At 42.2% G+C, this 14,125-nt stretch carries 6 protein-coding genes; 1 reads left to right on the top strand and 5 read right to left on the bottom strand.

The window, feature by feature from the left end:
- Positions 1–122: 122 nt before the first annotated feature.
- The gene (locus V7L31_RS02045) at positions 123–1,097 is read right to left on the bottom strand and encodes a DUF4351 domain-containing protein (RefSeq protein ID WP_334694712.1); all 975 of its coding nucleotides are present in this window, start codon (positions 1,095–1,097) and stop codon (positions 123–125) included.
- Positions 1,098–1,231: 134 nt separating this feature from the next.
- Between V7L31_RS02045 and V7L31_RS02040 the strand changes: the two genes are divergently transcribed.
- On the top strand, positions 1,232–1,954 hold the full coding sequence (locus V7L31_RS02040; RefSeq protein WP_334694806.1) for a Uma2 family endonuclease: 723 nt from the start codon (positions 1,232–1,234) through the stop codon (positions 1,952–1,954).
- Positions 1,955–2,149: 195 nt separating this feature from the next.
- Here V7L31_RS02040 and V7L31_RS02035 read toward each other — a convergent pair whose 3' ends face one another.
- The 4 genes from V7L31_RS02035 to V7L31_RS02020 form a co-directional block, all read right to left on the bottom strand.
- Positions 2,150–2,725 (bottom strand): TIGR04376 family protein, encoded by a 576-nt coding sequence (locus tag V7L31_RS02035; RefSeq protein WP_334694805.1) that lies wholly within the window; start codon positions 2,723–2,725, stop codon positions 2,150–2,152.
- 207 nt (positions 2,726–2,932) lie between these two features.
- Entirely contained in the window at positions 2,933–5,002 is a 2,070-nt protein-coding gene (locus tag V7L31_RS02030; RefSeq protein WP_334694711.1) for a prolyl oligopeptidase family serine peptidase, read from the bottom strand.
- A gap of 333 nt (positions 5,003–5,335) precedes the next feature.
- A complete protein-coding gene (locus V7L31_RS02025; RefSeq protein WP_334694710.1) occupies positions 5,336–11,113 on the bottom strand; it encodes a response regulator in 5,778 nt (1,925 codons plus the stop codon).
- Positions 11,114–11,196: 83 nt separating this feature from the next.
- The gene (locus V7L31_RS02020) at positions 11,197–14,112 is read right to left on the bottom strand and encodes a methyl-accepting chemotaxis protein (protein ID WP_334694709.1); all 2,916 of its coding nucleotides are present in this window, start codon (positions 14,110–14,112) and stop codon (positions 11,197–11,199) included.
- Between the last annotated feature and the right edge of the window lie 13 nt (positions 14,113–14,125).

The raw sequence follows: 14,125 nt of genomic DNA, 5'->3' as shown, positions 1-14,125 counted from the left end.
ACAATAACTAACTAACGGATAAATTCCTTGTAGAGACGGCGATTTATCGCGTCTTTCTAACCGTCAAAATGAATTTTACAAACTAGTAGATGTATTTTTTAGATTTTCTATAAAAATAGATTTTAAACTGATTGATTTATTTGCAACCAGTTAAGTAAATCTTCCATAGCAGTAAAATCTAACAAAGCTTCGCCAAGGGTTTCTAATTGATTTAAAGAAAGAGATTTGATGCGCTCTTGCAATTCTGGTGATAATTCTCCCACTCGTCTTTGTAGTAACCTTAAAATAAGCTGTTGTTTACCTTCTTGTTTACCACGCTCGTAGCCGATGCGCTCACCTGTAGTTACATATCTCATAGTCCGCTCCTGTTCAAATTGTTTAAACTCTTCCCAAAACTGATTTTCCAATGCCTTTGGTAATATCATAACCCAATCGATAAATCGATATAGATTGCGAATATCCTGCTCTTCTAACCCCAAATCATATAGTCTGCGAATTAAACTAAATTTCCATATTTTGCGTTGTTCGGGTGATGAGCGCGTCTGCTGCGTTTTCAAATGCGCCATGACCACAGTTGCAAATGGATTATTGCTATTTTCTAACTCGTGAAAGCGATTTTCATAATCCAAAAGTTTAACACTACCAAATTCAAAACTTAAGCGAGTGTTGGGATAATTGTAACTGTAATTGTTTGGTCGCCATTCGCGGTTTGAATCGCACAGAATTGCAAGGCTAATCGCTGGTCGATCGAAGCGGTCAAATATGCGAAAATTGTAGGTAAACATCCGCTTGGCAAAGTTATCTTCTTTTTGTGCCTGAATTTCAACATGGATTAATAACCAAAGTTCTTCCCCTTGGGTTTGCCAAACTTTGACTAATTGATCGGCATATCGCTTACCCTGTTCCGCTTCACGAGCTATTTGCTGAAATTCTTTATCTAGAAATTCGTAGGGACGTTCCCAGTCAATTAATGCATAAGTTTCTGGAAAAAAGAAATGCATTGCTTGGGGAAAATAAGCTTCTATAATTTCTTTCCAAGGGCTATCAAAATCAGCGCGTAGGCGTAGCCCGTCATAGACATCGCTAATATTGGTCATATTCATCCAAGAAGCTGATTTTCGTCACATTTATGTGAATATTGTAATCCACAATCAATTGTCCCTAGTATACTTACTTAAGTATCGATAAATTTTCTACAATCAAGGTAGAATCAGATGTGGTAAAACCGCTAATGTCAAATTACAATCCCCTGCATTGTTTGCCATCTTCCGAAGAACTACCCGACTCAGATGATACCGCTGTGGATAATGAACTACAAAATTTAATTCCCGGCTTGCTAAAAACGATACTAGCTTTGGTTTGGTGCGATCGCTGGGATTGGTTCTTTGGTGTTGATATGGGTATTTATTATCACCCAGACAAACCAGCCATTGTCCCTGATGGATTTCTCAGTTTAGGAGTTAAACGCTTCGTTGATGAGGATTTACGCCTAAGTTATGTGCTGTGGGAAGAAAAGAAGCTGCCAATTTTAGCACTAGAAGTTGTTTCTCAAATATATCGAGAAGAATATAGTACCAAGAAAGAATTTTATGCAAAAGATTTAGGAATTTTGTACTACGTTGTATATAGTCCCCTGCGGCGTAAAAAGACACCTTTGGAAGTGTATCGCCTAGTTGATGAGGAGTATATCTTAATCTCAGGAAATCCCGTTTGGCTACCAGAAATTGGTTTAGGAATTGGGCGAGAACGGGGAGTTTATCAAGGTATAGTGCGGGAGTGGTTGTACTGGTATGACGAAGAAGGGCAAAGATTGCTAACACCAGAAGAACGCATCAGAGAGGCAGAAGAACGCACAGCTTTTGAAGAACAGCGACGCGTGGAAGCAGAACAACAGGTGAAAATGTTAATTGAAAGGTTGAATGCACTTGGTGTTGATCCAGAAACTTTGTCATAGATTCACCAGATTTTGTAATTTTCGCTGCCTTAATGTTAATTAGCTTCCTGGCTGTCGAGGTCAGAATGCGTCATTTCCCGCAACAATAGGCGTTGAGTTTCCAATATCATTAGTGAATCCTTATTTAGCCATTGTCTAGTTTATCTCGATTTTTTCTATCAAGCGATCGCAACCTGAGACTGAAAGTAAAATATTTTACTTTTGCAGATTCCGCTTCATTTGTTCTAGTTCATCCTGAGTTTCCCAGCTACGAAACTTATCTTCTAAGTCATCAAAACCACTAGAATAACTGCTAGTTTGATTCGACCAGCCAACGGTTTCAAAACGCTGCTGGGTTTGTGCTTTAGCACGGGCTGTCTGCGCTTCAGCGGCTTTAGCTTGTACCTCTTGTCGCCGTTGCTGAATTTTTTGCAGTAGTTCCTGAGATTGCTGAATGCGTTCTTTCAGCCCTTGCATCTGTCCCCAACGCTGATTTCCTTCGCGCAACAAGGCTGCTTCTCGCTCACCCGCCGCCGCCGCCAAATCTTCTCTACCAGCGTTTTTAGCTTTTTGAATACGGATATGCCAACGCTGAATTTCTTGAGCGGTGGACAGAATTTCTTCTTGCGATCGCTTCTCTTGTACTTGTAAATCTGCGATCAGCTTTAATGTGTCTTCTTCTTGCTCACGCAGCTGTTCTAGCAGCGCCTCTAACTCCAAATGTGGATTGCTACGCAAGAATTCTTCTAAACGGTTTTCTAGAAACCGACTCAAATCATCAAATAAGCCCACTGCTAAAACTCCAGAAATTGGGTGCGTGACTATCTTATTGTATTGACACTCGTACATTGTCGGGACAATCTGAATTCAGAATTCAGAATTCAGATTGGGCTACGCGCCCCTGCGGTAACAGGAATCAGAATAAATAAGTGGTGGATTCAGACCCGCCACTGATTATTTGCCTTTGGTGTCTCCCTTTGGGAGAAGAACACTAAATTGCTAAAACTTCACATCTAAAGTACGCACCAAAAAAGCCCATTTGTCTGCGGCTTCTTCGATAATTTTAGCTGTGGGTTTACCCGCACCATGTCCGGCTTTAGTTTCAATTCTAATTAAGGTTGGTTTATTACCTGTGTGAGCTGCTTGCAAAGCTGCGGCAAATTTGAAACTATGAGCAGGGACAACACGATCGTCATGATCGGCTGTGGTAATCAAGGTTGCTGGGTAAGCTGTATTTGGTTTGATGTTGTGTAGTGGCGAATAAGCATACAGCGCGGGAAACTCTTCTGGGTTATCTGCTGAACCATATTCGGAAGTCCAAGCCCAACCGATGGTAAATTTGTGGAACCGCAACATATCCATGACGCCGACTGCTGGTAAAGCTGCACCAAATAAATTAGGACGTTGGGTTATGCAAGCACCCACCAATAAACCGCCATTACTACCACCTGCGATCGCTAGCTTCTCTGTCTTAGTATACTTGTTAGCAATCAACCACTCAGCAGCACCAATAAAGTCATCAAAGACATTCTGCTTTTTATCTTTTATTCCTGCTTGATGCCATTCTTCGCCGTATTCTCCACCACCGCGGATATTAGGCATCGCATAGATACCACCCATCTCCATCCACACCAACAGACTCACAGAAAAGCTAGGTGTCATTGAGGCATTAAAACCGCCATAAGCATAGAGATAAGTAGGGTTATTACCATCTAATTTAATGCCCTTTTTGTGGGTAATAAACATTGGCACTCTAGTACCATCTAGGCTCTGATAAAATACTTGTTTTGTCTCGTAATCATCAGGATTAAAATCTACCTGTGGCTGGCGGAAAACCTCGCTTTTTCCTGTCACCAAGTTGTAGCGATAAATAGTGCCTGGTATGGTAAAGCTAGTAAAACTATAAAAAGTTTCAGTATCATAACGCTTACCACCAAAGCCTCCGGCTGAACCAAGTCCGGGTAGTTCTACCTCTCGAATAAACTCACCTTTGAGGTCAAAAATTTTGATTTGGCTATGAGCATCTTTGAGGTAATCAGCGACAAAATGATTATTAAGTATACCGACACTTTCCAAAGTTTCCGCAGATTGGGGAATGATTTCTCGCCAATTTTCTGATGCAGAGTTTTTCGTATCAATTGCAATCACTTTTCCCCGTGGTGCATTTAAATCTGTGCGGAAATAAAAGACGCTATCATCATTGTCAATGAAGCTGTAATCTGCCTCAAATTGGTTAATTAGTTCTATGACTTCCGCATTAGAGTTAGTCAAATCTTTAGAGAAAACTAAATTTTTAGAGTCAGTACCCAGCCAAATTGAAATTATTAGATAGTGTCCATCTTCAGTAACACCACCATTAAAACCCCATTCCTTTTGGTCAGGGCGATGGTAAATTAAAACATCTTCTGATTGAGGTTTACCTAATTGATGATAGTAGAGCTTTTGATAATAGTTAACATCTTCTAATTGAGTTTTTTCATTTGGCTCATCGTAGCGACTGTAGAAAAAACCTTGATGATCGTGTGTCCAAGATGCACCCGAAAATTTAATCCACTTTAGATGGTCTTGGAGGTCTTCACCAGTTTCAACATCGCGTACTTTCCACTCTTGCCAATCAGAACCAGAAGACGATAGACCATAAGCTAAAAGTCTACCATCCTCACTAATAGACAATCCCGAAAGAGCAACAGTGCCATCTTCTGAGAGTTTATTCGGGTCGAGTAAAACTTTGGGTTGATCGTCGAGAGTTTTCAGAGTGTAAAGGACACTTTGGTTTTGCAGCCCATCATTTTTAAAATAAAAGTAGCGTTCGCCTTCTTTAAAAGGGATACCATATTTTTCGTAATCCCAAAGTTTGGTAAGGCGTTGTTTAATTTTTTCTCTAGCAGGAATTTCACTCAAGTAGCCAAAAGTAACTTGATTTTGTGCCTCAATCCAAGTCGTTGTTTCTTCAGAGTCAGGATCTTCTAACCAACGGTAAGGATCTGCGACTAAAGTACCGTGGTAATCATCGACTTGATTACTCTTATGGCTGGATGGGTAGGTGAGCGGCTTTTCAGAATCAGTCATAGTCTTAAGTCAAAAGTGCTTCTTTACATACTACAAAGATAGACCCAAGACGTGGAGTATAGAAACAGAGAGAGGTATCACCGAAACAGCACTCCTGAACTCGTTCCCAGTCTCCAGCCTGGGAACGTATTCTGAGAGACTCTGACTCTCGTCAAGCCAAACACTTGTAGAGACGGCGATTTATCGCCGTCTCGAAAACCCAAAATTGTTGCCAGTAGGCCTTAACCCAAGCGTATTCAGGTTAAGACAAGAGATGCGATGAATCGCCCTCTCTACAATAATCAGTCTTTGCCTTGACAACAGCCCTACAAGGTGTTTCTCAAAATTGTGAAACTAAGCGTTACTTGTAGTGGTAATGAGTTTCTCCCCTTTCAGCATCCGCCCTGCGGCTTCGAGGAGAGCTTCTTCAAGATAAGGCTTGGTAAAGTAGCCACTAGCACCGAGTTGAGACGCAATTTGTCTGTGCTTGTCTGCACCCCGTGAGGTGAGCATGGCGATCGGTAATTGGTTGAGGTTAGAGTCTTTCTGAATACGAGAGAGTAACTCCAGTCCATCACAGCGGGGCATTTCGATGTCGCAAAATACGATATCGCAAGGCAGACCGGAGCGGAGTTTATCCCAAGCTTCCTGACCGTCACGCGCCTGTTCTACGCGATAACCTGCCTTATTAAAAGTTAAGGACAGCAACTCTCGGACGGTAATCGAGTCATCGACAATTAGCACTGTCGGGTCAATCTTCGCTGGAGAGGTATCTGGAGTAGCTTTTTGTTGCCAAGAATTGCCACCAGTTTGTGTAGAAATCCGTCCCTGGAAGATGTCAATTATTTCCAGCACGTCAGCAATGGGCATAATCCGACCATCACCCAGGACTGTAGCACCAGCTACACCGATTGGCTTAGGCGCTGGCCCCTCAAATTGCTTAATTACAATTTCTTGTTCGCTCAACACCAGGTCAATCTGTAGAGCAATCAGGGTATTTGCCGATCGCACCACAACCACAGAAACCATATCATCATCTCTGGTGCCACCATAAACATTACCGCGACTGATTTGGCGATTGAAGGTTAAAAGTTCCTTCAGAGGTCGGAATGGTAGCACTGTATCACGCCAGGAAATAAATGATTGCCCATTGGCATCATGTTGAATATTTTTGACGGGAATATCTAGCGTATCTTCTACACCATCCATCGGGAAGGCAATTCTGGCTCGATCGGAGACGCAGCAGAGGGCTTTACAAATACTTAGAGTCAGTGGTAAACGAATAGTGAAGGTGGTTCCCTTGCCAACAGCAGAATCGGTGTTTACTGTTCCCCGAATTTCGCTAATCTCGGAGCGCACTACGTCCATACCCACACCACGACCGGAAATTTCATCAGCTTGGTCTTTAATCGTAAAACCAGACTGGAACAGCAAATCGTAGACTTCCAGGCGAGACATGGCTTTTGCTTGCGCTTCTGTAAGCATACCAATCTTCACCGCCTTAGCCTTAACTCGTGCAGAGTCGATACCTGCGCCATCATCACCGACAGAAATGATCGTTTGGTTGCCTTGGTGGAAGGCGCGGATAGTAATAATTCCTACAGGTGGTTTACCAACAGCTTGCCTCTCTTCTGGTGTTTCAATACCGTGAGCGATCGCATTATTCAGCATGTGAGTCAGCGGATCGGTCAGATGATCTAAAATCATCTTGTCAATTAAGGTATCACCACCTTCGATCACCAACTCTACTTGTTTGCCACACTTAATAGCGTTGTCACGCACTCCTCGCCGCCAGCGATCGATTGTTTGGGCAAAAGGTACCATTCGCGCTCTAGTTAATCCCTCTTGTAACTGGGTGGTTACTTGGCGGAACTGCCTTGCGACTCGCTCGGTTTCTTCGGTAACAAAATCAATGTCACTAGCTGACTCACGCACTCGCACAATGCGCTCAATCATCTGTTGTGAGAGTGTATGGAAAGGAGTAAAACGATCCATTTCTAACTCACTAAAACCCCTATCAGCGTTGAAATCTGGCGCTTGGAAGCCTGGGTCTTTCTTTTTGCGTCCAGCTAACAGAGAGGCTTCTAGAAGCGATCGCTCGTACAACTCCTGCATCCTGGCACCGACATCTGAGAGTTGTTGTACCTGAATCAGCAAGTTATCTAATGACTGCCGCAGCCGTTCATGATCTTGCTCTAAGGTATTGCGGTTTACCACCAACTCCCCAACCAAATTACTCATATCGTCCAGTTGTTTCACTGGAACCTTCATTGTTTCTTCAAATCTCGCAGCCCGACGAGTAGAGGGGCCGGTAGCTTTGTTGGTGTTAGATTTGACTACAGGAGAATGGGATATTGTTTGATCTGCTTCTGCTAGCAACTTCTCCAAATCGCCAAATTCATCTTTGATTGCTGGTAATGGAATGGGATTTTTCGCCAAGACTGGTTGAATGTCTTGGGGCTGGATGCGATCGCTATCTGTACCTAATAATTCTTCCAGGGCAGCAAAATCTACTTCTGGTATCTCCTTAGTTTTGGAGATTGGTGCTAATTCCTCTCCTAGTAATGCTTCCAAGTCTGCAAATTCATCTTCTGAAGCAATCTCTTCAATAGGTTCTGTAGTTGCTAATTCTTCAGTCGGGGCAATGATAGGATTTTCTGCAACTTCAGATATCTCTCCTAAATTCCACAAATCAGTTTCTACATCTTCCTGAATAACCGTTTGTGTGAAGTCATTGATATCTTCTGAGTCAATTTTTGTCGTATTTTCCCCTAATTCTTCCTGATTTACTGTTGCTATCAGAGTCGTTGCTGTCAAAAATAAATCATTTCCAAAATCTGTATTTTCTGTAAATTCAAAGGTCGTTTCTAAATTATTATTCTCATCAGTTTCTAAAACTTCTGAGTTTATCGGGGCTGAATCTGAAGTTTCGCCAAAACTAATAGTTTCTGATAGTTCATCCACAGAATTGTCTGTGGGTTCCATCTGAATATAGGTGGAATCTGTAACTACATCTTCAAATAGCAGTTGTGGATTTTCATCGAATGGAGCGAATAAATCACCTGGCTGTGCTTCGGCTGATGCTGAATCTGAAGTTTCACCAAAACTAATAGTTTCTGATACATCCACAGAATTATCTGTGGGTTCCATCTGAATATAGGTGGAATCTGTAACTACATCTTCAAACAGCAGTTGTGGATTTTCATCGAATGGAGCGAATAAATCACCTGGCTGTGCTTCGGTTGATGCTGAATCTGAAGTTTCACCAAAACTAATAGTTTCTGATAGTTCATCCACAGAATTATCTGTGGGTTCCATCTGAATATAGGTGGAATCTGTAACTACATCTTCAAACAGCAGTTGCGGATTTTCATCGAATGGAGCGAATAAATCACCTGGCTGTGCTTCGGCTGATGCTGAATCTGAAGTTTCACCAAAACTAATAGTTTCTGATACATCCACAGAATTATCTGTGGGTTCCATCTGAATATAGGTGGAATCTGTAACTACATCTTCAAACAGCAGTTGTGGATTTTCATCGAATGGAGCGAACAAATCACCTGGCTGTGCTTCGGCTGATGCTGCATCTGAAGTTTCACCAAAACTAATAGTTTCTGATAGTTCATCCACAGAATTATCTGTGGGTTCCATCTGAATATAGGTCGAGTCTGTAACTACATCTTCAAATAGCAGTTGCGGATTTTCATCAAAGGGATCTAATGAATTAGCTTCCAGAGCAATACCATATATCTCTGAGGGCTGATTAGTAAATTCTGGAGCAAAATCTAAAGCTTCTGGTTGTTGTGCGAACGACGGTGTTTCAGCCGTAGAGGCATCATTGATTATCGGGGAAGCAGTTGAGTTAATTGGTGCTAACTCATCAAATAAATCATCTCCAGAATTTGATGATAATATCAAATCTAGCTCTTCTTGATGCTGGAAATTGATATCAAAGTCTTCTTCTAAATCAAAACTGGCTATAGAAGAAGGTATGGATTGCTGACTATCGGCAAAAATATCATCAGCCGCCGCAGTAAACAAACTCTCATCTAACGCCCTTTCCACATTCTGCTCAATTAAGGAATCAAATTCGTCTTTTTCCTCTGTGGTTTCCTGGCTCCAGAAGTTGCTCAGATCGTTTTCTGATTGAGAAAACTCAGGTGCGGTTGTTGGAGATGTATCGAATAAATCACCACTTTCTGATTCACTTGTCGGCAGTAGTGTCTGTTCCTCCATATCTGCAAATAGGTTGTCAAAAGACAAGCCTGTTTGCTGGGGTAATTCTATATAGTCACTAGGGGTAATTTCTTCTACCCAATTTGCATTTCTAGTTTCTAAGAATAAGTTATCAAAGCTGTGTTGTTGGTTGTTAGATAGTTCCACACTGGCGGAGGCCTCAGTTTCGGGTTGAGTCACTTCATCTGTTGGCAATAGTTCTTCTTCATCTAATGCCAGTGTCAATAAATCTTCAACTACACTATTTTGGTCAATATTTTCAGGAGTTTGATTTATATCACTAGGAATATCAATAAATTCTTGTAAATTTTCGGGAGAAGAAGAGTCTAAATTTATATCAAGTACGTTAATACCACTCAACTCTAAAGTCGTAGCAGATGTTTGTTGATTTTGCGGTTCGGAATTATCTTTTTCTAGGAAATTGTCGCCAAATAACAGGGATAAATCTTCTGCCGCAGTTGTGGTTGCTGGTTGCTGCGTGTTGCTTGTGTCTTCATCAAAGGAGAGTAAATCGGATAAATCGCCATCAGCAGCCTCAGCGTCAGTGCTGCTGAAGTCAATTCCAAAGTCATCGGTAGCAACAATATCTAAGGTTTCTTCTTGATGCCAGCTTTCGTCTAGTTCGGGAGTTTCACCTTCAAATAAATCGGCAAGGGTATTTAACTCAGCTATTCCTACCTCTGGCCCGTGGGGGTCAATATTGTTACTAATTGGATGTGCTTCGTCATGTGTGGTGAAAGCAAGACTGGTATGAGTTGCAGCGTTTAGTGGTGTCCCTTGCAGAACATATGGGCGATCGCGATCGCTTCTATCTTCTTCTAGATTCAGTTCTTCTGTTTTCTGGGTTAACAGCTCGGTGTTAGCAGATAGAATTGGCTCTGATTCTGTCAAAGCCGCAGACTCTTCATCAAATAAATCAGGCGTAATTTCTAATAACTCAATTTCTGCAAAGCTCAAAAGTGCTTCTAGTTGCTGACTGATTGCAATTTCGGCTTCTCTACCTTGCAGAACTAATTCTTGAGCTTGTTTGATTTCGGTAATGACAATTTTAGCTAAAGTCAGATAAGTATTTTCGGGATTACCGATCGCACTGGCTGCTGCTTGGCACAAACCGCACCACTTAGGCAAATTCCAAGTCTCACCAAGTTTGACTAACTGGTGACAGCATTGCTGGAGGTTTTGCCGAGTTGAAGGGGTTGTGGTTTGCTTAAATAGCTGCAACATTTCCCGCAGTCTTTGCAGCACTTGGGCTTGAAACTCGCCCCAATTATTTTCTTTAGCTGTGACTGGCGCAAGTCCGTGGGTGTCTCGCACTTCCTGGGGTATTACCGAGTCTGGAGATTCCTGATGGGCGTTTTCTGCCAAACTGGGAATATCTCGCCGCAGGAAAAGTTCTGTAAGTGTGGAGACATTCTCTACAGAGTTTGTGTGTAGTTCTGTGGCCTCAGAACTGCTGGCGACTCCACTCTTTGCTTGTTCTACAAGTAGTTCTAGATGTTCATACAGCCATTTAAAAACTGGCTCTGTCTCTGACATCAAAGTATTAGCTGCATCTTCGGAAAGACCATAAGGCCCACTCAAATGCTCTAACAGCGATTTTAAGGTATCAGATACACCAAGAAATAAAGACTCTAACTTTTGGTCAATCTGAACCGGATTATCTTTAAGAACTTTAAAACAATCTTCCAGACGGTGGGAGGTATGCTGGATGCTAGTTAATCCAAGCATCGCCGCTCCTCCTTTGATGGAGTGAGCCGCCCGGAAGACTTCACTGATCATTTCCGGGTCGTTCAGAGTACCCTCTAAATTCAGCAAGCCTTGCTCAATGGTATTCAGGTGATCCCTGGCTTCTTCAATAAAGTAACCCAAAATCCGCTGTTGTTGTTCCGGCAGCATAGTTTTTAGTCATTAGTCATTGGTCATTAGTCATTAGTCATTGGTCATTGGTCATTAGCAAATAACAAAGGACAAATGACAATTTATCTGGTTTCCATAGTTTCTACTCGGAAACGTTCAACGGAGGCGATTAAGTCGCGGGATACACCTACTAAGTGTTGTAGGGCACCTGAAACTCGCTGTGCTTCTTGAGAGGTTTCTTGCGCGGTCAGTTCTACTGATTGCATTACATGAGCGACGGCGCGGGAGGTTTCCGTTTGTTCCACAGTATCGCTGGTAATGGAGCGCACAAGAATATCGATGCGATTCGCCACTTGAATAATGTTTTCGAGCGATCGCTTGGCTTCTTCTGCCAATTTTGTTCCTTTAATAACTTGTTGTGTGCCTTCTTCCATCGCGGTCATTACTGAGCCTGTTTCGCTTTGGATTTGCATCACAATTTGTTCAATTTCCTTCAGGGATTTAGCAGATTTATCCGCTAGCTGGCGCACTTCGTCTGCTACAATCGCAAACCCGCGTCCCGCTTCTCCGGCTCTTGCCGCCTCAATACTGGCATTGAGTGCCAGCAAGTTTGTTCTGGAAGCAATTTGAGAAATCAACGCCACAATTTTAGAAATTTCTTGGGAAGATTCCGCCAACCGCTTCACTTTGCGAGTGGTTTCGGCCACGGTTTCCCGAATTTCTAAAATCCCTGCTACGGTATTTTCTACTGCTTCGCCACCTTTGAGAGCGATCGTACTAGCATCACGAGCAACGGTTTCAGCTTCTCGCGCCGCCTCTGCTACCCGCTGAATCGAGTCAGTCATTACCTGTACAGAATTCAGCGTTACTGCCAACTCTTCCGCTTGGCGCAAAGCATCACTAGATAAGGCTCTGGCAAAGGTTTCAGAGTTGGTTGCACCTTTTGTTACATCCTTCGCCGCCACTTTTACCTGTTGCACAATATCGCGCAAGTTTTGAATTGTCAGGTTAAAGGCATCAGCGACAGCTCCCAGTACGTCGGCTGTCACTTCCGCTTGGACTGTTAAATCACCTCTAGCAGCACCTTCCACATCATCCAAGAGGCGAATTACCTGACGTTGCAGGTTTTCTTTGGCTTCCTCTTGTTCATCAGCTTTGCGTTGGGCTTCACTTGTGGTTGTGAAAATTACCCGCGCCATTTCATTAAAGCCAGTAGCTAAATGTCCCAATTCATCTTCGGAAAACACTGTGGCTTGAGCATTGAGATTTCCTTGACGCACAGCCTCAAACTGATTTTGGAGATCGTCAGTTGTGCGCCGAATTTGTTTCAGTGCCAGATTTCCCATGAAGCCTGCGGTAGCAAAACCTGCAATTCCAGCAGCTAATGACATTGCCCAACCGGTGTTTCTGACTGTTTCTCGTTGTTGGGGTGGCGAAAATGTGGTAGCGACAAAGCTAACTGTGGCTACAACCAGCGCTGAAACAATCCCCACACTGCCAGCAATTAACCATTGCTTCCGTTCGATGGAAGCATTCTCTAATGGTGCTAACCATCCTTGCTCGATGCTGACATTGGGTTCTAATTTCGAGACATCTGTTTGGCTAAAGACTGGAACGGCTTCATGGGAACCAGTCATCGAAAATAATTCTTCTTCGCGATCGGCTGTGGTACTTGCTGCTACTTGAGAGCGTCCACTGTCACGAGTTTCTGCTGGAGCAGAATGCATTGCTAGATCGCCGAAGTTAGAATCTCCTTCGATCATGTCAAACCCTGGAATATTGCCTAAATCGTCAAATTCCTCAAAGTCATCTAAAAACTCGATATTGCTTTTAGAATTTTCTCCATTCAGTATAGTAGCAGAGTCTTCATAAGAGCTTAAACCATCTGAACCAAAGGCAGATTCAAATGCTTCCATGTCAAAATTTTCATGATCGTCAAAGCTATTTTGACTACTGAATTCGTTTGAGTTAAACTGCTTTTCTTTCTGAGGTAAGTTACTACCAAAAGATGAAGATTTCTTAGATAAATCTGGCTCTGAATCTAAATCTGTTGATTTTAACCAACTATGTGCTTCGGTTTCCGGCAAATGTTCTTGACTGACAGATTCCACATTTGTTATTGGCGAATCAGTTCCCAGTTCTTCTGAGACAATCAGTAAAGTTTCGTCTCGAAAACTAGATTTTTTATATTCTAAATTTCCAATATTCTGTTCTGGAGACTTTGGCTCACTCAACAAATCAGTGAAATTATTCTCGCTATTATCGTTTGGTGGATTAGAAACTGAAGAGTTATTGTTGTCAATAGTTGAATTTCCGTGAGGAGAATCTATCTCATTATCTGAGAATTGACTATTTACTAATGATTCTTCCAGAATATTTTCTGATATATCTTCCTGCCAAAAAGCAGGCAACTCTAATTCTGTGTTTTCCTCCCATTTGTTATTTGAATCTTGTTGCTGTAAGTCTTCATCTAAAGCAAAAGGATCGTCACCAAAAGGAGTAGAAGAATCTGATATTTTGACTGTTCCAATACTATCTTCTGTGGGGATGTCAAATGGACTTTTTGAAGATATCTCTTCAACGCCATTCACAGTTTCTTGATGCTCTCCAAAAAAGTTCAAGTCAAGGTTGTTGCTGTCAAACTCCTCACTAGCGCTCAAATCTTCTAATTCTGGTTCAATATATGCCAGTGGATCGGATATCTCTGAGGAATTTATTTGCTCTTGATTTTCTGATGTATCAACCTGCCCACCGAATGACTGTAAATATTGATTGATATTCTCAATTCCATTATTGGCAAAACTAATAATTTCTTGATCATTAGTCAAGCCCAATACCTGTTGGTATTCTTCTTTTGCTACATCGTACTGCTGTAAAACATAGTAGATGTGACCCCTTAACAAATGGGAGTTAGGGTCATCTGGTAAATTTTGCACCACTTGGTCAACTAAAGTGGCCGCAACCTCATAATTCCTTTGAACATAGGCGGTCATCGCCTGTTGATATGTTGGCTCGTAATTATCAATACTTGCTGCCATTTCCTCCTCCAAT

This window comes from Nostoc sp., assembly GCF_036916655.1.
Taxonomy (GTDB): domain Bacteria; phylum Cyanobacteriota; class Cyanobacteriia; order Cyanobacteriales; family Nostocaceae; genus Nostoc.
The sequence above is the reverse complement of the archived record's forward strand: the minus strand, read 5'-3'. Positions and strand labels throughout refer to the sequence as shown.

What these genes read in the sequence shown, in the direction of transcription:
- V7L31_RS02040 (WP_334694806.1), top strand. Translation starts at nt 1,232, where the DNA reads ATGTCAAATTACAATCCCCTGCATTGTTTGCCATCTTCCGAAGAACTA.
- V7L31_RS02020 (WP_334694709.1), bottom strand. Translation starts at nt 14,112, where the DNA reads ATGGCAGCAAGTATTGATAATTACGAGCCAACATATCAACAGGCGATG.
- V7L31_RS02025 (WP_334694710.1), bottom strand. Translation starts at nt 11,113, where the DNA reads ATGCTGCCGGAACAACAACAGCGGATTTTGGGTTACTTTATTGAAGAA.
- V7L31_RS02045 (WP_334694712.1), bottom strand. Translation starts at nt 1,097, where the DNA reads ATGACCAATATTAGCGATGTCTATGACGGGCTACGCCTACGCGCTGAT.
- V7L31_RS02030 (WP_334694711.1), bottom strand. Translation starts at nt 5,002, where the DNA reads ATGACTGATTCTGAAAAGCCGCTCACCTACCCATCCAGCCATAAGAGT.